We start from the raw sequence: 21,200 nt of genomic DNA, 5'->3' as shown, positions 1-21,200 counted from the left end.
ACGGCGCGGCGCTGACGTCGGCCGACCGCGCGGCGCTGACGTCGGCCGACCGCGCGCTACTCGTCGGCGTCTTCCTTCGACGGCGCCTCTGCGGCGGCGGGGGGCGGCGGATCGGCGACCGCGGCGGCCATCGCGTCCGCGAGCGAGACCGGCGGCGCGGGTCGCGGTGCCTCCTCGGGCGCGGGCGGCGCCGCGGGCTGGCGCGCGGGCGTGCCCCTCGCCGAGGTCGCGCGGGCGCCGGTAGCGGAGAGCGCGCCGGCTCGAGCGGCGGGGGTCGCGCGAGCGCCGCCGGCGGACGCCGCGCCGGCGCTCGCCTTCTCGGCGGCGCGCGGCTGCGGCGCCGCGCCGGGTGCGACGGCGCTGGCCTCGCCATCGCCCGCCCCAGGCACCCGCGTCTCCGGCGCGCGCGGCGCCCTCCTGACGTGGGCGGGCGCCTCGATGACGTGGGCGGGCGCCTCGACCGACGCGCTCACAGCGCGCGCGATCTCCGCTGCCCGGGAGACGCCGCGCTGCGCCCCGCGCGGCAGCGCTGCTCCCGGCGCGCGCGAGGTCTGGCCGACGACCAGCGCGAGCGCGGCCGCGATCGCCAGGGCGCAGGCGAGCGACGCCGCCACGATCGCGCGCACGCGGGCGCGATCCCACGCCCGCGCGCGCGGCGCGACGGGCACGAGCGCGTCGTGGAACCGCAGCACGTCGCGCACGCTCGGCGGCGCTTCGACCACCACCGGGCCCTCGGCCGGCCCGATCGGGCTCGCCCCCGGGCTCGCGCCTGGCGCGACCGACACGGCCGCCGGCGCGATCGCCGTCCTCGCGGCGGGATGGGCCGCGACGAACGACTTCAGGGCGAGCGATCGGAGATCCATGATCGTGGGGTCGTCGTCGTCCCGCGGCACCGAGGGCGCGCTCGACCGCCGGAGCGGAGGAGGAGGCCGGATCGAGCGCTCCGACGCCGGCGGCGCCGCCGTGACCCTCCCCTGCGCGCGGAACATCGCGCCGCCGCAGACCCAGCACTCGAGCGCGGACCCGCCGCGCGCGTCGCTCGAAACCGTGGTGACGATCCCGCAGACTTCGCAGTAGACGTCCATGAGCCCCCCGCGGGCCTCGCCACATGACAGCGGCGAGCGCCCACCACACAGAAACTGTGATTTAAATTACATCCCGAGTATGGCGCGCCTGAGGTGGCCGTGCATGCGGTCTCGGCGCTCGCGCACAGGAGGATCGCGCGCGGGCCAGCGCTTCGCGGCCATCCCGGACGGCGGGGGAGGCGCGAGGGCCGTCCAGGACCGAAGGGTTCTCGTGCGGGCGCTTGCGATGCCTCCCCCTGAGAGGCTGTGGTAAGAGCCGCGCTTCGATGTGGTCGGGAGCGGGCCGCCGGTCCGCCCGACGTGGTCGGGGCTCCCTGCCGGGGGTCACGCTGACAAGGGTTGGGGGGCCACGTCCGGCCCCCGAAGCGCCCGGAGGATATCGAGAATGGCTCTCAGCGAAGCGCTGCTCGACGCGAACAAGAAATCCCAGGTCATCGCCGACTGCTGCACGCTGGTCGACGAGGAGGTGGCCTCGAAGGGCGGACTCTCCGGCCTCGCCGTCAAGGCCGGCTACGCGGCCGTGAAGGGCATCAAGCCCGGCTTCATCGCCCAGGTGGTCGAGAAGCTCCTGCCCGAGTTCGCGAAGAAGCTCGACCCCCTCTGGACCGAGGCCACGAGCAGCGGGAACGCGAGCTCGTACCTGACCACGAACCGCTCGCGCGTCGCCGACGCGCTCCTCAGCGTCACCGACGACAAGGCGAAGACGTCGACGAGCGGCGTGGTGCGCGGCACCTACGAGAAGCTGCGCGGCTCGGCGAAGAAGAACGTCGAAGACGCCGTCCCCCGCCTCGCCCAGCTCATCCAGAAGCACGCGTCCTGAGCCACCCGGCGCAGCAGGTCGGCGCCGGCCTGCTGCGCGTCCGCGGCGACATCACCGGCCCGGCCGCGTGAGGGAGCTGCGCCCCCGCGGCAAGATCACCGGCTCGACCGCATCATGGAGAGGAAACGCCCCTCGCGCGCGGCGGATGCGCGCGCGCGAGGGAGAGCTCACGCGCGGGCGGGGTGCCCGCGCCTCGGCTCAGCCAGGGTCGCCGAAGCTCCGCGCGAAGAGATCGCGGATCGCGTCGCGGCCGGCGTCGTTGAGGTCCTGCGTGCCGATGCCGGCGAAGTTCTCGCTGATGATGCTCGGCTGCCGCGCGATCTCCCACGCGGAGCCGCTCCAGCGGAACCAGCCGCGCTTCTCCTGATCGTAGACGAACAGCTGCTTCTTCCAGAGCCGCGCGAGCTCCGCGCCCCAGCCAGTGCCGCCGCGCACGGTGCCGTCGTCCTGGAGCGTCCCCACGACGAAGACCTGGCTGGCCGCGTTGATCTGGTGCCAGATCGTCTGGAGGATGTTGCGCACGAGCGGGATCTCGCTCAGCACGCGGCCGAGGCGCCGCGACACGTAGACGAGGCTGAAGTCGCCCTTGCGCAGCTCGTCGTCCCCGAGGACGACGACGCCCCGCTGCCGCTCGAGGAGCCGGTGGCCCTCGAAGCTGTAGTTCATCTCCTGCACCCCATACCGCTCGGCGCACGCGCCGAACTCGGCCTCCGCACCCTTGGCGCCGCCCGAGTGCAGGCGGAATTGCCGCGGGTCCTTCGGCCGCTCCGAGGGGGGGCGCACGTCCTCGTCCACGACCCGCATCGAGTGCGGATCGAGGCGCAGGTGGAGATCGGCGAGGTCCTTGCTGCCGTGGTCCTTGAGCAGCCGGAGGCGAACCACGTCGCGCTCCGGCTGCAGGTAGACGACAACGCCGACGTGGCGCTCGACCTTCTCGAGGGCAGCCGGCAGCTTGCCCGGGGCGCCCGGCTCGTCGATCTGGGCCGCGACCCACACCTCGGCCGAGCGCTCCTTTGCGAGCCGCGCGAGCGTCTCCATCGCCGCCTCCGACGCGATCGCCACGTCGAAGCCGTCGACGATGATCACGTCGGGCTCGAAGTGGGCGACGCCGCGCGCGAAGCCCACCGTCTCGAGCACCTTCTCCACCCACAGCCGCGCCGCCTCCTCGGTCGAGGAGGTCGACGCCTTCACGTGTCCGAGGTGCGAGTAGATCTGCCGGTGCCGCTCGACCTCGAGCCGGACGGCCTCCGGCTCCGCCAGGCGCATCGACTGCGCGAGATCGTGGAAGATCTCGTCGTAGTACGCGCGCACGTGATCGACAGCGTTCTCGTGCGAGATGTGCAGCACCCGGCGATCCCGGAGCAGGTCGTCGAGCGCGATCTGCACGAGCAACGCCGTCTTGCCCACGCCGGGCCGAGAGACGATGACGCCGACGTTGCCGCGACCGAGCCCGCCGTGCATCGACCCCTCGAAGACCCGCATGGGGCTCCGCTCGTTCACCTCTTTGCGGTACATGCCGCCCCCCTCACTTGGCCTTCTTGGCCTGCTCTTCCCGGTACTTCTTGATGAGCTCCTCAGCGAGAGCCGCCGGAAGGGGAGCATAGCGCGAGAACTCCATCGTGAACTCGGCTTTGCCCTGGGTGGCAGAACGAAGGACGGTCGAGAACCCGAACATGTCGGAAAGCGGGACCTCCGCCTCGACCCGGCAGAACGCGTCCGCCTCGGTCGAACCGATGATGATGCCGCGCCGCTGCATGAGGATGCCGACGATGCCGCCCTGGTACTCGCTCGGCCCCTCGACCGCGACCTTCATCAGCGGCTCGAGGATCTGCGGGCCGGCCTTCGGGTACGTCTCGCGCCAGGCGCCGCGCGCGGCCTCCTGGAAGGCGATGTCCGAGGAGTCGACCGAGTGGGCCGCGCCGTCGTTCAGCGTGACCGACACGCCCGTGACGGGCGCGCCGATGAGCTGCCCCTTGGCGAGCATCGACACGAAGCCCTTCTCGACCGCGGGGATGAACTCGCGCGGGATCGCGCCGCCGACGACCTGGTCGTCGAACCGGAACGGCGCCTCTTCCCACGGCTCGATGAAGCCGCCGACCTTGCCGTACTGGCCCGAGCCGCCGGTCTGCTTCTTGTGCGTGTAGGTGTAGTCCACGCGGCGCGTGATCGTCTCGCGGTAGGCGACGCGCGGCGGGCTCGTGACGACCTCGGCCGCGTACTCGCGCTTCATGCGCTCGATGTAGACGTCCAGGTGGAGCTCGCCCATGCCCTGGATGATCGTCTCGCCGCTCTCCGGATCGGCGCCGACGCGGAAGGTCGGGTCCTCCTTGGTGAAGCGGCGCAGCGCCTTCGACATGTTCGCCTGGGCCTTGTTGTCCTTCGGCGTCACCGTCAGCGAGATGACGGGTTCGGGCACGTGCATCGACGTCATCGCGATGCTCACGCTGCCGTCCGTGAACGTGTCCCCGGAGTTGCAGTCGATGCCGAAGATCGCGACGATGTCGCCCGCGCTCGCGCCCTCGATGTCCTCCATCTCGTCCGAGTGCATGCGGACGAGCCGGCCGACCTTGTGGCGCTTGCCCGTGCGGATGTTCGTGACCTCTTTGCCGCGGCTCAGGCTGCCCTGGTAGAGGCGGATGTACGTGAGCTGGCCGAAGCGGCCGTCCTCGAGCTTGAACGCGAGCATCACGAGCGGCGCTTCCGGGTCGCTCGACAGCGTGACCTCGGCCTCGTTCTTCTCGACGTCCACGGCCTTGTTGGTGATGTCGGCCGGGGTCGGCAGGTAGCGGGTCACCGCGTCGAGCAGGACCTGCACGGCCTTGTTCTTGTAGGCCGATCCCATCATCACCGGGACGATCTGGAGCTTCACGGTCGCCTCGCGGATCGTCTTGTTGAGCAGCTCCTCGGTGACGCGCTCCTCGAGGATCGCCTCCGTGAGCTCGTCGGAGTACATCGACAGCGCGTCGAGCATCTCCTCGCGCGCCGCCTTCACCTCGTCGGCCATGTCGGCCGGGATCTCGCCGACGAGGATCTTCTCGCCGTTCGCCCCCTCGAACCGGTAGGCCTTCAGCGTGATGAGGTCGGCGACGCCCTCGAACTTGTCCTCGAGCCCGATCGGGAGCTGCAGGAGCACCGGGTTCAGGTTGAGCTTCTCGCGGAGCTGCGTGCGGACCCGCAGCGGGTTCGCGCCGGCGCGGTCGCACTTGTTCACGAACGCGATGCGCGGCACGCCGTAGCGGCGCATCTGGCGGTCGACGGTGAGCGACTGGCTCTGCACGCCGGCGACGGCGCAGAGGACCAGGATCGCCCCGTCGAGCACGCGCATCGCGCGCTCGACCTCGATCGTGAAGTCCACGTGCCCGGGCGTGTCGATCACGTTGATCTGGTGCCCGTTCCAGAAGCAGTGCGTGGCGGCGGACTGGATGGTGATCCCGCGCTCGCGCTCGAGATCCATCGAGTCCATCTTCGCGCCGACGCCGTCCTTGCCCTTGACGTCGTGGATGGCGTGAATTCGCTTGGTGTAGAAGAGGATGCGCTCGGTCAGCGTCGTCTTGCCCGAATCGATGTGGGCGCTGATCCCGATATTGCGCAGCTTGGACAGATCGCTGATCACAGAAGGCTCCCCGCCGCGCACCCGTGAGGGCGTGCCCGTGGAGGGCGTGCGGCACGCGTTGAACCTCAGCCGGGCGGACGCACTCTTGCGATCGCCCAGTCAGAAATTCGGCGCGGCTCTTAATTCGGCGCCATCCCCAGCGCCAGGGGGAAAATGATTCTTCGCGATAAATTCAACTACTTGGCCTGAATCCTGGAAAGCCCGACCGTCTCGTCCCACTCCGGCCCGTAGCCGTCGTAGTGGATGCGGTAGCGCTCCTGCCCCACGATCCCGGTGACGACCGCGGGGTACATCTGCCCGTGCCACTCGACGCGCACCCTGTCGCCGATCTTGTAGACGTTGGTCTGCGACGCCTGCAACCCCTTGCTCCGGACCTTCGGGGGCGGCGGGGGGTGGACCACGTTGCCCTCGACAAGGCCACGGATCCGTTCGCGAGGTACAACTTCATCCCAGATGTCGTCGTACCCCTGGTAGTGAACCTTGAACTTGGTCGGGTTCACCACCTCGATGATCTGGGCCGGGTAGACGTTCCCCTCCCACATCACGAGGACGGGATCGCCGATGGCGTATTGGCGCTTGCAGCCCCCCAGAACCAGGGCAAGGGCCAGGAGGAGGGCCGCAGCGTGGGCGCGCGCTGCGGGCATACGTCCTGCCCGCCTTACCGTCCCCACCGGCGCCCTGCAAGTGGGTTCGCGCCGGGGCGCGCCGAGCCCTCCGAAGGGGGCGGCGCGCCCCGGGGCCGCCGGCGCCGGGGCGCTGCACCGTGGCACGAACCCGTGTAGAGAACGCCCATGACCCGAGATGCTCGTCCTGGCCAGGGCACCCTCTCCCGCCCCTGCCCGTGCGGCACGGGGCGCTCGTACCGCGATTGCTGCGCCCCGTGCCATCTGGGGGATCGCGAGGCACCCGACGCCGTCGCGCTGATGCGCTCGCGGTACGCCGCGTTCGCTGTCGGGGACGCCGCGTACCTGTGGAACACGCTGCACATGGGCCACATCGACCGCGGGCGCGACAGGGACGAGGTGCTCCGCGAGCTCAAGGCGACGATGCACCACCTCCGGTACCGGGGCCTGAAGATCCTCGACAGCACGCAGGGCGGCAGCTCCGCGTCGGTGCTGTTCATCGCCCAGATCTTCGAGGCGGGCGCGGATCGCTCGTTCATCGAGCTCTCCGACTTCCTCCACGACGGCGAGGGCTGGCGCTACCTCCACGGCGTCGCGGTCCCCCGGGCCCGCGTCAACGTCCCGCCCGAGACGCTGACGATCGCCCTGTTCTCGTCGCTCGCCGGCTGAGGCATCCCCGGCCGGCGCGGGCTCAGCCGGCGGACGGGTTCGATGTGCGGGCCTCGTGCCAGCCCATCGCCTCGACGACGGCGCGGTTCTTCTCCATCCACAACGCGATGCGCTCGCGCGTCGTGCGGTAGGCGTACTCCAGGATGGCGCGCCGCGCGCGCAGGTTGGCCGGGTTGTGGAGGAACAGCATCGCGTCGTTCGGCGCGGGCTCGAGGACGAGGACCTGCATCCTGCCCTCGGCGAGCGTCTGCCCGACCGCCTGGTGGAGCCGCGTGTGCGCGCCGATCCGCATCGCCTGGTTGAAGATCCAGAGCATGCCCTTGTCGCGCACGCTCTCGCGCACGCCGTGCCCGGTCGGGACGGGGCGGTGCGCGGTGGAGACAGGCACGAGCGGGCTCACGACGATCGTGAGATCCGCGCCGGCGTCCTGCGCGAGGTCGAGGTGCGCCACGTGCCCGAGCCCGCCGTCGAGGTAGTGGCGGTGATCGATGCGCACCGGCGAGAAGAACAGCGGGAGCGCGAGCGACGCCGCGCAGGCGAGCGACACGGGGACGTCGTCGAGCCCCTCGGCGCCGAAGACCACGCGATCGCCCGAGTCGAGGTCGTGCGTCGGGATGCGCAAGGTCCGCGGCATCGCGCGGAACGAGTTCGGGATGCCGCGCCGCAGGAAGAACTCGGCGAGGAACCGCTCGTAGCGATCGAGCCGGAAGAGGCCCGCGGGGAGCGAGTCGTTGAAGCGATCGAGCTGCTCGAAGAGGTACTGCTGCGCCGGCGCGTTCGGGGTCGCGTCGCCCCGGGTCGTGAGCCGGACGATCGCGTGCCGGAGCGCGACCATGCTGGTGCTGAGCGCGCGCCGCCACTCGCCGACGTCGATCTGCAGGAGGTGGCCGCGCTCCAGCGGGAAGAAGTTGTCGCCCGGATCGAGCAGCGCGCGGTACAGCCGATCGGTCGGGATGCCGCCGGCCAGGGCCGACGCCACCGCGGCGCCGCTGCCGTGCCCGATGTAGAGCGAGAAGCTCTGGTTGTCGATCCCCTCGACCCCGTCCTCGAGCGCCGCGAGCGCGCCGATCTGGTAGAGCGCGCCCGTCAGGCCGCCCCCCGGCAGGCAGAGGCTGACGCGGGCCCGCCGCGCCCCGTTGCGCTGGGCGGCGCGCCCCTCGCCCTTGCCTTCCGCGGCCACGGTCTGCGGGGCGCGGCCGTCGCCGTCCCCCGCTGCGATCTGCGCGGTTCGGCTCGCGCCGCCGCCTTGGCTCTCGACAGCCGGCATCATGAGAGGTCCTTTTCCCTCGCGCGCGCTGCGCCCTCGGCGCGGTTGCCGAGGGCGCAGGCGAGCGCGATCAACACGAGCGCGCAGGCGGAGCTCGCCGCCACGAGCCACCCCGGCATCGCCGTGGTCTCGGGCAGCGCCGCGCCTGCGGCGGCGGGCACTTCGTTGACGGAGCCCGCGTCCGCCGCGGAGAGGAGCGCGAAGCACTGGATGGCGTTGTAGGTGGCGTGCAGCAGGATGGGCGGCGCGAGCGAGCCGCTCGCGACCCGGAGGACGCCGAGCGCCACGCCGAAGATCCCGATCGGCAGGAACTTCTGCCACTCGACGTGCGCCACCGCGAAGAGCGCGGCCGTGGTCGCGATGACAAGCGGGGCGCCGTGCTTCCAGCGCATCGGGCGGGCGAGCGCGCCGCGGAAGAAGACCTCCTCCAGCGCCGGCCCGAGCGCGATGAAGATGAGGCCGAGGGCGGCGCGCTCCAGCGCGCTCGCCTCGACGAAGACCCGGACGAGCTCCGCGTCGTTGATCCCCGACGGCCAGCGCCGCTCGATCAGCGTGTAGAGGGCGGCGATCGGCCCCTCGAGCGCGAAGCCGAGCGCGACAGCGAGCGGGTAGAACGCCGCGTGCGTCCTGCGCAGCCCGACGAACTCGCGGATGGACGCGCGCGGCGCGTGGAGCTGGAGCACGCCGAAGAGCCCGAGCAGGTACGCCGCCGCCTGGCACGCGAAGCTGCTGACGACGTCGAGCTCCGGCGCCGGGCGGAACGAGGCGACGACGCCGAGCAGCCACAGGAACAGGAAGGTGACGCCCGCGACCCAGCCGACGGCCGCGACGACCGACATCGGTCGCTCCGCGTCGCCTCGCTGGAAGAGGGGGCCGGGTCCTCCGTCGCCGGGCGGAGTCTCGGGGGAGCCGCGCGATGGATCGGTCATCGTCCTCGCAGATAAGGCAGGACGCCCCGCTTCACGACGGTGTCCGTGGAGAGGCGGTCGTCCGTCCCCGGGTAGTCGATGGTCGTGTGCAGCCCGCGGCTCTCGTGCCGGGCGGAGGCGCAGCCGACGATGAGCTCGGCCACCGTCGCGATGTTGCGCAGCTCGAGCAGGTCCCGGGTGACCAGGTGCTTCCAGTAGTACTCGCGGATCTCCTCCTGGAGCAGGGAGATGCGCCGGGCGGCGCGCCGGAGGCGGGCGTCGGACCGGACGATGCCGACGTAGTTCCACATGGTCCGGCGCAGCTCGTCCCAGTTGTGGGCGACGACGACCTCCTCGTCGCTCGCGACAGCGTTGCCGACCTGCCACTCGGGCACCTGGGGGAACGGGCTCTGCCGGAGCTCGTCGATCTGCGTCGAGAGGCGCGCGGCCGCGCGGTGGCCGAAGACGAGCCCCTCGAGCAGCGAGTTCGAGGCGAGCCGGTTCGCGCCGTGGAGCCCGGTGCACGTGCACTCGCCGATGGCCCAGAGCCCGGGGATTGTCGTCCTGCCGTAGAGGTCGGTGGTGATGCCGCCGCACATGTAGTGGGCGGCCGGCACGACGGGGATCGGCTGCCTGGTGATGTCGATGCCGTAGCGGAGGCACTGCGCGTGGATGGTCGGGAAGTGCTCGCGGACGAAGCTCGCCGGCCGGTGGGTGATGTCGAGCAGCACGTAGTCCGAGCCGGTGCGCTTCATCTCGAAGTCGATGGCGCGCGCCACGATGTCGCGCGGCGCGAGGTCCTTGCGGGGGTCGTGGTCGGCCATGAAGGCCGTGCCGTCCGGCAGCCGGAGGATGGCGCCCTCGCCGCGCAGCGCCTCGCTGACGAGGAAGCTCTTCGCTTCCGGGTGGAAGAGGCAGGTCGGGTGGAACTGGTAGAACTCCATGTTCGCGATCTCGGCGCCGGCCCGGTAGGCCATGGCGACGCCGTCGCCTGTCGCGACGTCGGGGTTCGTCGTGTAGAGGTAGACCTTGCCGGCGCCGCCTGTCGCGAGCACGGTCGCCCGGGCGAGGTAGGTCTCGACGACGTGCGGCTTCGAGGCCGGGCGGTGGCGGGTCGTGGGCCGCTCCGACTCGGGCGGCTGCGGCGCCCCGTGGTTGAGCGCGGCGTCGGTCTCGTCGAGCACGTAGGCGCCTGCGCAGACGTCCGGTCCGCCGAAGCGGGAGAGCGGGATCAGGTCGATGGCTGTGTGGTGCTCGGCGAAGCGGATGTTCGGGTTCTGCCGGGCCTGCTCGAGGAGCGCGCGCTCGATCTCGAGGCCGGTGGCGTCCGCGGCGTGCACGATGCGGCGCGCGGAGTGCCCTCCCTCGCGCCCGAGGCGCACCTGGCCGTTCTCGTGATCGAACTGGGCGCCCCGCGCGATGAGCTCGCGCACCCGCTCGGGCCCTTCCCGCGCGCAGATGTCGACGACCACCTCGTGACAGAGGCCTGCGCCCGCCTCGAGCGTGTCGGCGATGTGCGCCTCGGCGGTGTCATCCGGGGCGAAGACAGCGGCGATGCCGCCTTGCGCGTACTTCGTGTTGGATTCGTCGCGCGACCGCTTGGTGACGACGATCACCTCACCGTGCTCGGCCGCCTCCAGGGCGAATGTAAGGCCTGCCACACCGCTACCGATGACGAGGAAATCGGTCGTTATCGCCACGGCCGGGAGGGTAGCAGGAGCGAGGCGCATGAAGGTAGGCCGTGGTGGGCCTCCTGCGCGCGACGGCGCCGGAGCGCGACGGCGCAGCCGCCGGGCGCTCGGGCGGGCGGGCGCCGCGCCCGGCGTGGAGCGCCGGCGACCTGGCGCGAGGGCGTCGGCGGCGCGGCGCGCCGGGCCCTCTCATGGGAGGGCGCCCAGCGGGGCCCCATCCATCGCCGGTGCGGGCTGGCCGCGCGCACAGCGCTGTCAGCGAGCTCGTGGGCTGGCCCCCGAGAGGGGCTCTTCGCTCAAGCGTCGTCGAGCTCGAGGCGAGGAGCTCGCACCAGCTTCAAGTGCGTCGGCTTGCTGCGGCGGGAGCTCTGCAACCGCTGGTCATCCGCGGAGGGGGTCTCCTTCGCCCAGCCTGGGCCGGGCAGGAGCTTGGGGCGTATCCCGGAGGGCGGCACGAGCCCCTCCACCGCCTCGCCGCGAGCGGCTCGCCTGGCCATGCACTGCTCGCAACACCGCTCCGGGTCCCAGTCGATGTCCTCGAGGCCAAACTCCCGCACCCACGCCCGCTCCCACTTTCCCATGTGGCTCAGGCAGGGGCGCACGCGAGAGGGAGGAATCTCGTCTTGGCGGGATCTCCTGCGCATCGGTGTGGGTGCTCCTTGGCGACGGGTACCGTTGATTCTGCCGATGAAGGCGGAGCTCGCCAAGTGCTTTCTCGTGGACCGCCCAGCGAGCGTCGCGCACTCTTGAGAGATTACGTCGACCAGAGTCAGTTTATCACCCAATCATCAGAGCCATCGCTACCCGCAGTTCTTTGCCGGCCATTGCGCGAGTGCAAAACGACGCGCAGCGTGTGCGCGTTGGAGCAGGATGTTCAAGTAAGGAGAATGACGAGAGCAGCAGAGCTCGCACCTCACCCGTGCTCAGCCCTTCCGCTCTGCACGCGCGCCGTCCGTCCCACGCTCAGCCCGGGACGGCACCCCAAGGCCGCCGGCGACTCGAGGCAAGGCCGTGGTAAGCAAGCGTGCGTGTCGCGGCCGCACGGACAGCCCGCGTGCGCGCAAAAGCGATCTGTTGCCGGGCTGCCTTCAGCGACCGTCGGATGACATCCGCACTCGCGGCCCGACGCAGAAGGATTCAGCAGATCACCGGTCCGTCCACCCGCGCCTGGGCAACCCACTTCGTGGCCATGTTGTAAGCGCCGGGCAGCCCACCGAGCCACGTCGCCGCGGCCACTGGTCAGTACCATTCGATGCGGAGCATGTCCACTCGTTTCTCGGGTTCTCTATCGGCTCGCCGGCCCTCGATAACGGGCACGGGCCCCAGCGTTCTCCCGGTGCGAGCAGTCTACATTCCGTCGAGGCACCCTCGAATTTCCGGACAATATCCGGGAGCCAGGCGCCTCCTCCAGCTTCACGATGCGGCACCGCACGCCCGTGCGGCGATGGCGCTGCCCCCGGCGCGCGCCAGCACGCATGTCACCTGCTGAGGCTCGCCGCTCTCCCAGGCGCAGTCCGCCAGCAGGCTCGCGGCGAGGCGCAGGTCACGAGGGGCGGCGAGGATCCCTGCCATGCGGTGCTCCGGAACAGCGCGCCAGAGCTCCTCCGAGCACACGATGAAGAGATCACCTGGTTCGGTGCCTTCGACGTGGGTTTTCATGTCCACCGCAGCCTCACAGCCGAGCGCACGCCCCGCCGTGCTCGCCTGCTGCGCCAAGGTGGCCTGCGCATCCGTCGGGCAGCCTCATATCCCACGCGAGTTCGTCGAGCGGCCCGACGTCGCGCGCTCGTCGCTCCAGCTTTCCGCCTCGCAACCTGTACACGCGCCAGCCGGCGGCGTATGCCGCGTAGACCGCGCCGGGCGCGAGCAGCAAGCCAGCAAAGCTGGGAGATGCGCTGAGCTGTCCTGCACCTCTGGCAGCCCCGTCACGGCGGCCAAGGTCTGCCCGGCGCACGCTCGTGAGCAGCCGTACCTCATCATGTTCTTGGGGCGATGGCGCCTCGTCATGTCCCGCGTCGCTTGGATGCACCGCGTCGAAGCGCCCATACACCGTCTGGATGGCGGTACGGCACGCGGCCTCTTCGCCGACGCTGCCGGTCACCAGGAACAGCCCGAGACAAGGCAACGCACCAGAGCTCTCCTCGTTGCTCGTACGACGCCTCGACACAGCGGCTTCCGCTCCTGCCTCGATGGCGAGCGTTGGGCACACCATCATCCACCTCGCACGCTCGTCAGAGGGACGAGCCGAGTCAGGGCGCACCACGCCCGCGGTGCGCCGAATCCTGATCCGTGGCCCAGCGCACGGCGCAGCCGCCGTGCATGTTCAGCGCGCCTGGGCAGTCATCGTCGGCTCGCTCGAACCGACGCCCGCACATCGGGCCTTCTGCTCATGCCTGCTGCTCGAAGATCCTTGCGCTCGATATGCGGCGAGCGCACGAGCCTCGGCAGCGTCAGGTTGCCGCCGCGCTTGGTCCGCCCTTCTGGACCACCCGCCCGCGGTGGGGTCTTCGCCAGCCACGGCCCAGCAGCGGCTTCGGTCGGCTTCCCGACGGCGGCGCGAGTTCCTCCACCGCCTCCCCCCGAGCCGCTCGCTTCGCGAGGCGGTGCTCGCAACATCGCGCTGGACCTCACGGAATGTCGTCGAGCTTCCGCTCCCACGCCCCCAGCCCGCTCAGCCTCGGGCGCCGGTGAGAGGGAGGGCCGTCGTCTCCGTGGGACTTCCGGCGCGTCGGCATGGCTGCTCCTTGGGGCCTGCAGCGCGGATTCTGCCAATACCGGAAGAGCCCGCCAAGGGGTTTCTTCAAAAAATCGATGGCTTCTCACATGCTCACGCTCGAACACGTCATTTTTCCGCAAAATCGCACGGCGATGCTGACTTTCCGCGGTTCTCGCCAAGACCGAAGTTGCTCCGGATCTCGCTCGACATCTCGTACACCCCCATCGGGACGCACCTCTCCCCTGCCTGGTGCGGGGTGCATCCAATCAGTTCTTGTTGTCTCCTTCAGCTCAGCGGCTCATGCCCGCAGCACTCGTCATTCCATCGAACGCATTCCGTTGAACGATTCCGAATTCTCGCTCAGCAACCCCGTCCTTTCACTGCCCGCAGCTCGCATTGGCGGCGAAGTCCCAGCACTTTCCGCTCGCTCCCGGCATACCGTCGCTTTCCGCCGGCCCGCCCAGCCCTGCGCTGCCCCCGTTGCCGGCCGTGCCCTCGGTGAAGGCCTGCGATCCGATGGCGGCGCCCGGCGACGCGGCGTAGGCGATGCCAACCGCATGGCCGCCTCGGCCGCCTCCACCGGGGCCGCCGCGGCCGCCGGTGCCGCCTCGGCCACCATCGCAGCCGGAACCACCAAGAGACGAACCGGGACCTGCGGTCCCGCCATGGCCCCCGCTGGCGCCAGGTCGTCCGAATCCGCCCCCTCCTCCGTTGCCCGCCTTGCCCACGGCGACGATCACCTTGGCCAGCACCAGCTTCGTTCCCAGGCTGAGGATGCCGGTGCTCGACCCGCCGGCTTGGCCGCCGCCTCCTCCTTTGCCTCCGCAGCCGCCGGCTCCGCCTCCGCCGCCGCTGGCGCCAGAAGCTTCCGCGGGGCTCCTCGGGTTCCCGCAGAAATACCCCGCCTTCGCTCCGCCGCCTCCGCCGCCTCCTTGGCCTTTCTTGCCGGTGCTGCCGGGGGCGCCGTCGCCGCCGGTGATGCCGGTGAGGGCGAGGGTGGTCGCGCGACCGGCGGGGCCGGGGGAGCCGGGAGCGCCGTCGCGGCCGGGTTGGCCCTGTTCGCATTCGCCCGTCTCCGTTTGGCCGATGCCGCCGAGGCCCGGGCTGTCAGGGATTGGGTCGGGCAGGGGGGTGCCGGCCTGGCCGGGCTGGCCGTTGCCGTCGTCCATGCCTGGGATGCCGCCGGTGCCGCCTTGGCCACCGCGGGTCTCGCCGTCTTCGCAGATGGTGACGCCGGGGTCGCCACCGTAGACGGACGCATCCATGATGCACGCGAACGAGGCCGTATTCGTCGACCCGCTCGCTCCTGTGTGCGGCCGCTCGCTCGATGCCATGCCGTCCGCGCCATCCATCCCATCGCCTGCGGTCACCTCCACCTGCGCGAGCTCCGCCTCGACGTCCGCGACCGCCACCCCGATCGACGACCCGCCTGCCTTCGTCGCGCCCGCAGCGCGCACCGCGAAGCTCCGCACCTTTGCCCCTCTCGCTCCCTCCTCCAGCGTGAGCGCGATCTGATCCGCCGGCCCCTCGATCGCGCTCCGCGCCTCTTCGCTCCACGTCCACCCCGCGTCGCAGTCGAAGCCGCCGATCACCTCGACCCCCGCTTCGATCGTCACGCTCTCCGCGAACGCTCCGCTCGTGCACGCAAGCACCCGCTTGCCATTCGCGTTTGCTACCGCCTCGGCGAGCGACGCGTACGGTCTCGCCTTCGTCCCATCCCCGCCGGGCTCCGCGTTCGCGCTCGCGAACACCGCGCACGTGTCGCTCACCGTGCTCGCGTCCTCGGTCGGGTCTGCGTCGCACATCGGCCCCGGCGGCCCGCCGCCGGGGCCCGACGGATAGAAGCGATCACAGGTGACCAGGAGTTCGCAGTCTTCCGCCTGCTGGCTCCAGAAGCTATCGCAACCACCGATCGCCAAGACAAACGCCCCCCCGATCGCTCTGCGCATGTTCCGCACATACCTTGCCTTCCGGAAGTCCATCACCAAGCCCCCATCACCGAGATACCCGCGCCGTCCGCGCGCACGACGGGCAGCGCAACGGTAGACCCGGAGAGCTTCGGCGTCGGCCATAGTGCGTACGTTACGGCGGAGATCGCGAATACACCGGACGCGATATACGCCACTCGTGCGACGTTACCCAACGTGTCGGCACGCGTTGCATCGTTCCGGACCTGCTCGCATCGTCCAACCCATGATGGTTCCGGCTTCACGCACTGCCCGCGGCCTTGATTGATCGCAGCGCTCTCCTTGTGTGCGTCATCGCTCGCAACACTCGACGCAACGGTCGTCGCCACCCCCACGCCTAGGCCCACGACGCTCGCCGCCCCGAGCGCGATCGCCGGCACCCAGCTCCTCTCTTGCTGCGGCGCGATCGGCCCCACCGGCACCGCAGGCGCCGTCTCCGCAGCAGGAGCACCGCCCGGCGAGCTCGCGCCCTCCGCCGCCTTCGCGACCGGCGTCGCCTCCTTCTCTTCGCTCTTCGCCAGCGTCATCGGCAACTCCACCTTCGCCGCGCCACCCTTCGCCGCACTCACCGTCTGGCTCGCCGTCTCGTATCCCGGCAACCTCGCCTCCACCTGGTGCTCGCCTGGCTCCACGAACACCTCTCCTCCCAGCGGCGCTCGGCCCACCGCCTCGCCGTCCACCAGCACCTCCGCGCCCGCGACACCCACCGTCACCGCAACGGCGCCCACCTGCGCTCGCGACTCCGCAAATCGCTGCTCCGCTGTCGGCTTCAGCTTCGCCACCGTCTTCACGAGCGGCCAGTTCCTCAGCGCGAACGAGAGGTACGTCGCTGCTTCACGGTGCTTCTTCAGCTGGTACTTCGTGTTCCCGAGGTTGTACGCCACGTCGAACGTCGGGTTCAGCTCCCACGCAGACTCCAGCTCCTTCTCCGCCTCCACGTACTTCTTGTCCGAGTAGAGGCGCAGCCCGTGTCGATAGAACGCATCAGCACGCGTCACCGCATCGCCGGCGCTCGCGGGCGCTTCCTGCGGCGCGGCAGGCTGCGCGCTGGCGACGTCCGCGGCGGCCATCACGGTCGCGGCAGTGAACAACACAGCAAGGCTTCGGCAGTTCATCATCATGGCTCCACGCGGGTTCACTCCATCACGTCATCGGCGAGCTGATTCTGGTGGGTGGGCGCAGGCGCCGCCGGCGTCTGCGGTCGATGCGGCGCAGGGCGCACCGGCCGCGCGGGCGCCTGCGGCGCCGGGGCATGCGGCGCCGTGGCCTCGGGCGCGGGCGCGAGCGGCTCTCTCTCGGCCGCGGTGTCGTCGAGGCTTGGCTCGGCCGCCTCCGGCGGCGCTGGCGCCGCTGGCGGCAACCGCTCCGAGGCCTCCGGCGGCGCCAGCGTGCTCCCTGTGGGCATCCCGCTCGACGGCGGCGCCGGCTCCGGCTCTTTCGGCGGCGTCTCTCGCCGCAGGATCGTCGACAGCACGAACGGGCTGCTTACCGCGATGAGCGCGAGCAGCACGATCAGCCACGTCGGCATCCACGGCCGGCGCCGTCCAGTCGCCGGCGTGGCTGCCGGCGCCTTCGGCACGGCGACCGGTGGCGGCGTCACGGGTAGCAACGACGAGGGCAGCAGCGATTTATCGATCGGCGGCAGCGCGCGGTCCGCCCACTGGCTCGGCACCATCGCCCCCTGCTGCACCGGCGCGCCCTGCTGCTGCACCGGCGCGCGCTGCGGCGCCGCCGCGCCCGCGTACACCGGCACACGCTGCGTCGCCATCGCGCCCGGATGCACCGGCGCGGCTGGATGCCGCGACGCGCCCTGCTGCTGCACCGGCACGCGCTGCGGCGCCGCCGCGCCCGCGTACACCGGCACACGCTGCGTCGCCATCGCGCCGTGTTGCTGCGCCGCCGCCCCCGGCGGCGGCGCCGCCTGTGCCGGAAACGGCGGCGGTCCCGTTCGCTCCTTGGCCAGCGCCGGCACCACCGGGAACTGGAACAGCGGCTGCCCCGTCGGCTTCTGCTGCTGCATCTCCGACAGCGCACGGTCAAGCTCCGGGTTGTTCTGCGCCTGCCGCAGCTTCCGCTCCGCCACCTCCGGGTCGGCCTCGCGCCGGATGCTCTCAAGGTCCGGCAGGTACTGCCGGATGTCGTCGCTGTCCTTGTTGCTGCCCATCGGAAGACCTCTCTCCTCAGCGACTAGAACGGCCTGCATCCCGCCGCAGGGCACGGCTTGGCTGGCTTCGCGGCCCCTTGTTGCGCTGGCGCTGCCGTCCTCGCCGGCGCCGCCTTCTTCCGCTCCTCGATCACCCTCAGAAACGACGGCTTCTGCCGCTTCGGCGTCGCGTAGATATCCTCGTCGTCCTCCGCCGCGGCCGGCGCTGCCTTCGCCGGCGCCGCCTTCGCCGCTGCCGGCGCCTTCGTCGCCTGCTCCTTCGCCGCCGCCGGTTGCTCCTTGAGTGCAGGCGCCTCGGCCTCCGCAGCCGCCGCCCCCTTCTCCGCTGCTCCGGCCTCCGCAGCCGCCTCGGCCGTGCTCGCCGCCGCTGCGCTCGCCGTCGTCGCCGGCGCGGGCGCCGCCGGGATCGCCTCGGGCGGCGGTGCCGGCGCGGCCGCTGCCGGCACCGCGCTCGCCGCCGCGCCCTCGGCCGGCGCCGCCGTTGCTGCCGGCTCTCCGCTCACCGCCGCCGGCGCCGTCTCCCGCGCCACGCGGAGCCCCAGCACCGCGCCCACGCCCCCCAACGTCAGCGCCAGCGCCACCAGCGGCGCCAGCACGTACGCTCTCGGCGCGCGCCGCGGTTGCGTCAGCAGCGCCGCCGGCGCCGGCGTCCTCGGCGTCTCGTTCCTCAACGACGCCACCGGCCCGGCGCTCGGTGCCGTCACCGAGCTCGGCGCCGCTGGCCGCGCCGCGACCGGCGGCGCCGATCCCGCTGGCTGCGTTTCCATCAACGCCAGCGGCGGCGTCACGTACGGCGCCGAGACCTCCGGCCGCGGCGGCGGCGCCGCGCGCTGCGCCTCTCTCCACGACGGCTGCGGCGCCGCGACGTACTGCGGCTCCATCGGCCGCACCGGCGGCAGCACCGCGTAGCTCTCCGCCCTCACCTCCGCCGGCACCGGAGGCAGCCCTGCATACCCCTGCACCCTCACCTCTGCCGGCGACGGCGGCCCCGCGTACGCCCCCGCCTGCGGCGTCGCCGGCGGCCCCGTCCGCTGCGCCATCTGCTCCGCCCACTTCCCCGACAGCTTCGCCGTCGACTCCAGCGGCTTCAGCACCGGCAGCGGCTCCGTGTACCCCACCCCCCGCCCCCGCGGCACACGCGACGCCGACGCGAACGGCAGCGCGCTCGCCGGCGCCACGAACTGCTCCAGCGGCGCCGTCTCCCCGTGCACCACCCGCCGCGCCCGCTCCTCGCCCTCCGCGCTCTTCCCGCGCGCCCTCTCCGTCTCCTCCTCGCCCGCCCGGCCCGCTGCGCTGCTCTCCCCCGCCACCGGCGCGCTGTCCTCCAGCTCCACCCCCGCGAACGCCGCCTCCCGCTCCGCCTTCATCCGCTCCTGCGCCAGCCGCCGCGCCAGCACGTGCCCCGCCGGCACCGTGTCCCTCAGCAGCCCCCGCAGGTCCCGCGCCACATCGTCGAACCTCGGATACCGCTCCTCTCGGTCTATCGCGATGCAACGCGACACCACCGGCCACACGAACTCCGGACAATCCGGCACGATCTCGTGCACAGGCTCCGGCGCCGCAACAAGGTGCCCTGTGAGCGTCTCCTCCGCCGTCGCCGACTCGCCGTCGTCCAAAAACAGGTGCTTCCCCGTCAGCACCTCGTAAAAGATCGCTCCGAACGCGTAGATGTCCGTACGCCCGTCCGGCCTCGCGTGCTCCGCCCGCTGCGCCTTCTTCGACGACGTGTACAGCAGCTTCACCTGCTCCGGCGAGATGTACCGCACCGTCCCCACGTCCGGCAGGTCGTCCGTGCTCATCCCACCGTCCGCGAACTTCGCTATCCCGAAGTCCAGCAGCCACACGTGCCCCTTCGCGTCCGCCTTCGTCCCCACCATGATGTTCTCGGGCTTCAGGTCACGGTGCCATATCCCCTTCGAGTGCACGAACGTCATCGCGTCCGCAACCTGCAGCATCACGTGCATCGCGCTCAGGAAGTCCAGCCGATAGGCCTTGTTCAAGAGCTTCCTCAGCGTCCTCCCCTCGAGGTAGTCCATCACGATGTACGCCACGTGCTCCGGCGACACACCGGCCTTCCTCATCCTCACGATGTTCGGGTGCTTCAGCTTCGGATAGAACTTGCACTCCTGACGGAACCGCCTCGCGAAGTCCTCTCTCCTCAAATGCCGCGGCAGCATGCACTTGATCGCCACCACGTCTTCCGAGTACTCCTCCACCGCCTTGTACACTTCCCCCATCCCACCCGCGTCGATCACCTCCGTCACACGGTAGTCAAGGAACACGTCCCCGGCCTTCAGCGCCTCCCGCCCCATCACCACGCCCCCAGCAGCAGAGAGAGAAGAACGAGAGAACGAGGGGACATAAGAAGAAGAAGAAATGAGAAGCGATGCCCACCCCCGGTCGGTGCTCGGCGCTTCGCGCCTGCGCGCCGCCCGCCCCTCCCAAGTCCCGCGCTACGCGCGGGACGGGAGGGGTCCCCTCGCCATGGTCTCACCGCCTCCAATCTCTGTGCACCGCTCCTCCTGATTTCCACCCATCAGATGTCGCCGACGCGCGCGAGGAGACACGTCACCTGCTCGCCGTGCTCATGAACGCAGTCCATCAGCAGGCTCGCCGCGAGACGCAGTTCACCGTGCGCCGCGAGGATCCCAGCGATCCGGCTCTCAGACACAACGCTCCCGAGACTCCCCGAGCACACGAGGAAGACGTCGCCTGGCTCGGTGCATTCAACCTGGGTCTTCATCTCCACCGCTGCTTCGCAGCCCAGCACGCGGATCGCCGCATTCGCATGCTGGGTCAGCATCGCCAGCGCATCCGGCGAGATGGTTCCAGCAGACACCCCACCGTCGAGCACAGCGTCATCACGCGTCCGCTCCTCCAGCTTCCCGCTACGGCATCGGTAGACGCGCATCTCGCCGACATAGGCGATGTACGCCGCCCCCGGCGCGAGCAGCACACCGGCGAACCTCACCTCCGCACCGTGCCTTCCCGCGCGGCGCCCTCCCGGCTCCGGGCAATCGCTCTCGGCGCAAGAGTGGCTCGCTCGGCGGGGACTCATCATCAGCCGCACTTCGTCACGACACCGGGGCGAGGTCATCTCATCAATATAGCCATCGTCCCCGCTGTCCCTTTCGAGACATGCGTGCACCATCTCAATCGCCGTGCGGGAGACGACCTCTCCGCCCAACCCACCGGTAACCAGAAACAGCCCCAGACACGGCAACGCGTCAAGGATCTCCTCCATGCTCGTACGACGCCTCGACACAGGGGCATCCGCCCCCGCCTCGATGGCGAGCGCTCGGCACACCATCATCCACCTCGCACGCTCGTCGCGAGGACGAGCCGAGTCACGGCGCACCACGCCCGCGGTGCACCAAGTCCTGATTTGTCGCCCGGCGCACGGCGACGTCGCCGCCGTGCGCCCTCACCGCGCCCGGGCCGTCAACGCCGGCTCGTTCGCACCGGCGCCCTCGAGATCGTGCCTTCTCCTCAAGGCTCCTTGCGCTCGACACGCGGTGAGCGCACCAGCTTCAGCCGCGTCAACTTGCCGCCGCGCTTGCTCCGCCCCTTCGGACCACCCGCCCTCGGTCGGAGCTTCGCCCGGCCATGGCTCAGCATCGGCTTCGGTCGGCTCCCCGACGGCGGCGCAAGCTCCTCCACCACCTGTCCCCGAGCCG

At 71.1% G+C, this 21,200-nt stretch carries 16 protein-coding genes; 2 read left to right on the top strand and 14 right to left on the bottom strand.

The window, feature by feature from the left end; all coding sequences use genetic code 11:
- Positions 1 to 56: 56 nt before the first annotated feature.
- A complete protein-coding gene (locus WMF42_RS03555) occupies positions 57 to 1,085 on the bottom strand; it encodes a hypothetical protein (RefSeq protein ID WP_437690172.1) in 1,029 nt (342 codons plus the stop codon).
- Between the two features lie 385 nt (positions 1,086 to 1,470).
- Between WMF42_RS03555 and WMF42_RS03550 the strand changes: the two genes are divergently transcribed.
- Positions 1,471 to 1,905: a DUF6918 family protein gene (locus tag WMF42_RS03550; RefSeq protein ID WP_434045510.1), complete on the top strand. Its 435-nt coding sequence runs from the start codon at positions 1,471 to 1,473 to the stop codon at positions 1,903 to 1,905.
- Positions 1,906 to 2,103: 198 nt separating this feature from the next.
- Here the strand turns inward: WMF42_RS03550 and WMF42_RS03545 are convergent, their stop codons facing one another.
- From WMF42_RS03545 to WMF42_RS03535, 3 genes are all read right to left on the bottom strand, one after another.
- Positions 2,104 to 3,420 carry a hypothetical protein gene (locus WMF42_RS03545; protein ID WP_063815786.1) on the bottom strand — a complete coding sequence of 439 codons (1,317 nt, stop codon included), beginning with the start codon at positions 3,418 to 3,420 and terminating at the stop codon, positions 2,104 to 2,106.
- 10 nt (positions 3,421 to 3,430) lie between these two features.
- Positions 3,431 to 5,518 (bottom strand): elongation factor G, encoded by a 2,088-nt coding sequence (gene fusA / locus WMF42_RS03540; RefSeq protein WP_061608143.1) that lies wholly within the window; start codon positions 5,516 to 5,518, stop codon positions 3,431 to 3,433.
- Positions 5,519 to 5,694: 176 nt separating this feature from the next.
- Positions 5,695 to 6,162, bottom strand: a complete 468-nt coding sequence (locus tag WMF42_RS03535) for a Tudor-knot domain-containing protein (protein WP_434048836.1) — start codon at positions 6,160 to 6,162, stop codon at positions 5,695 to 5,697.
- Between the two features lie 147 nt (positions 6,163 to 6,309).
- Here WMF42_RS03535 and WMF42_RS03530 point away from each other — a divergent pair, with 147 nt between their 5' ends.
- Positions 6,310 to 6,810 carry a YchJ family protein gene (locus WMF42_RS03530; protein WP_061608145.1) on the top strand — a complete coding sequence of 167 codons (501 nt, stop codon included), beginning with the start codon at positions 6,310 to 6,312 and terminating at the stop codon, positions 6,808 to 6,810.
- A gap of 22 nt (positions 6,811 to 6,832) precedes the next feature.
- On the opposite strand, the gene WMF42_RS03525 is transcribed toward WMF42_RS03530, so the two are convergent.
- The 10 genes from WMF42_RS03525 to WMF42_RS03480 all read right to left on the bottom strand — a co-directional run bounded on the left by WMF42_RS03525 (position 6,833) and on the right by WMF42_RS03480 (position 20,767).
- The gene (locus WMF42_RS03525; protein WP_061608146.1) at positions 6,833 to 8,080 is read right to left on the bottom strand and encodes a patatin-like phospholipase family protein; all 1,248 of its coding nucleotides are present in this window, start codon (positions 8,078 to 8,080) and stop codon (positions 6,833 to 6,835) included.
- The gene (locus WMF42_RS03520) at positions 8,077 to 8,916 is read right to left on the bottom strand and encodes a CPBP family intramembrane glutamic endopeptidase (RefSeq protein WP_437690168.1); all 840 of its coding nucleotides are present in this window, start codon (positions 8,914 to 8,916) and stop codon (positions 8,077 to 8,079) included. Before WMF42_RS03520 ends, WMF42_RS03525 begins: the two co-directional genes overlap by 4 nt.
- Before the next feature lie 86 nt (positions 8,917 to 9,002).
- Positions 9,003 to 10,685, bottom strand: coding sequence for an L-aspartate oxidase (locus WMF42_RS03515; RefSeq protein WP_437690166.1), 1,683 nt, complete (start codon positions 10,683 to 10,685; stop codon positions 9,003 to 9,005).
- 287 nt (positions 10,686 to 10,972) lie between these two features.
- Positions 10,973 to 11,278 carry a hypothetical protein gene (locus WMF42_RS03510; protein WP_437690164.1) on the bottom strand — a complete coding sequence of 102 codons (306 nt, stop codon included), beginning with the start codon at positions 11,276 to 11,278 and terminating at the stop codon, positions 10,973 to 10,975.
- 811 nt (positions 11,279 to 12,089) lie between these two features.
- Positions 12,090 to 12,392, bottom strand: a complete 303-nt coding sequence (locus WMF42_RS03505) for a hypothetical protein (RefSeq protein WP_437690162.1) — start codon at positions 12,390 to 12,392, stop codon at positions 12,090 to 12,092.
- Between the two features lie 1,377 nt (positions 12,393 to 13,769).
- Positions 13,770 to 15,341 carry a hypothetical protein gene (locus WMF42_RS03500; RefSeq protein ID WP_437690160.1) on the bottom strand — a complete coding sequence of 524 codons (1,572 nt, stop codon included), beginning with the start codon at positions 15,339 to 15,341 and terminating at the stop codon, positions 13,770 to 13,772.
- Between the two features lie 32 nt (positions 15,342 to 15,373).
- Complete coding sequence (locus tag WMF42_RS03495) at positions 15,374 to 16,480, bottom strand: PEGA domain-containing protein (protein ID WP_437690159.1); 1,107 nt, start codon at positions 16,478 to 16,480, stop codon at positions 15,374 to 15,376.
- Positions 16,481 to 16,494: 14 nt separating this feature from the next.
- The gene (locus tag WMF42_RS03490; protein WP_437690157.1) at positions 16,495 to 17,523 is read right to left on the bottom strand and encodes a hypothetical protein; all 1,029 of its coding nucleotides are present in this window, start codon (positions 17,521 to 17,523) and stop codon (positions 16,495 to 16,497) included.
- A gap of 23 nt (positions 17,524 to 17,546) precedes the next feature.
- The gene (locus tag WMF42_RS03485) at positions 17,547 to 19,835 is read right to left on the bottom strand and encodes a protein kinase domain-containing protein (RefSeq protein WP_437694203.1); all 2,289 of its coding nucleotides are present in this window, start codon (positions 19,833 to 19,835) and stop codon (positions 17,547 to 17,549) included.
- 224 nt (positions 19,836 to 20,059) lie between these two features.
- The gene (locus WMF42_RS03480; protein ID WP_437690155.1) at positions 20,060 to 20,767 is read right to left on the bottom strand and encodes a PP2C family protein-serine/threonine phosphatase; all 708 of its coding nucleotides are present in this window, start codon (positions 20,765 to 20,767) and stop codon (positions 20,060 to 20,062) included.
- Positions 20,768 to 21,200 lie beyond the last annotated feature (433 nt).

Source organism: Sorangium sp. So ce176 (assembly GCF_051519835.1).
In the GTDB taxonomy this organism is placed as follows: Bacteria; Myxococcota_A; Polyangia; order Polyangiales; family Polyangiaceae; genus Sorangium; species Sorangium cellulosum_G.
The sequence above is the reverse complement of the archived record's forward strand: the minus strand, read 5'-3'. Positions and strand labels throughout refer to the sequence as shown.

Bases quoted from the DNA above. Each gene is read 5' to 3' on its own strand.
- WMF42_RS03480 (WP_437690155.1), bottom strand. From the start codon at position 20,767: ATGGAGGAGATCCTTGACGCGTTGCCGTGTCTGGGGCTGTTTCTGGTT.
- WMF42_RS03500 (WP_437690160.1), bottom strand. From the start codon at position 15,341: ATGCGCAGAGCGATCGGGGGGGCGTTTGTCTTGGCGATCGGTGGTTGC.
- WMF42_RS03520 (WP_437690168.1), bottom strand. From the start codon at position 8,916: ATGTCGGTCGTCGCGGCCGTCGGCTGGGTCGCGGGCGTCACCTTCCTG.
- WMF42_RS03545 (WP_063815786.1), bottom strand. From the start codon at position 3,420: ATGTACCGCAAAGAGGTGAACGAGCGGAGCCCCATGCGGGTCTTCGAG.
- WMF42_RS03535 (WP_434048836.1), bottom strand. From the start codon at position 6,162: ATGCCCGCAGCGCGCGCCCACGCTGCGGCCCTCCTCCTGGCCCTTGCC.
- WMF42_RS03485 (WP_437694203.1), bottom strand. From the start codon at position 19,835: ATGGGGCGGGAGGCGCTGAAGGCCGGGGACGTGTTCCTTGACTACCGT.
- WMF42_RS03550 (WP_434045510.1), top strand. From the start codon at position 1,471: ATGGCTCTCAGCGAAGCGCTGCTCGACGCGAACAAGAAATCCCAGGTC.
- WMF42_RS03490 (WP_437690157.1), bottom strand. From the start codon at position 17,523: ATGGGCAGCAACAAGGACAGCGACGACATCCGGCAGTACCTGCCGGAC.
- WMF42_RS03525 (WP_061608146.1), bottom strand. From the start codon at position 8,080: ATGATGCCGGCTGTCGAGAGCCAAGGCGGCGGCGCGAGCCGAACCGCG.
- WMF42_RS03530 (WP_061608145.1), top strand. From the start codon at position 6,310: ATGACCCGAGATGCTCGTCCTGGCCAGGGCACCCTCTCCCGCCCCTGC.
- WMF42_RS03495 (WP_437690159.1), bottom strand. From the start codon at position 16,480: ATGATGATGAACTGCCGAAGCCTTGCTGTGTTGTTCACTGCCGCGACC.
- WMF42_RS03555 (WP_437690172.1), bottom strand. From the start codon at position 1,085: ATGGACGTCTACTGCGAAGTCTGCGGGATCGTCACCACGGTTTCGAGC.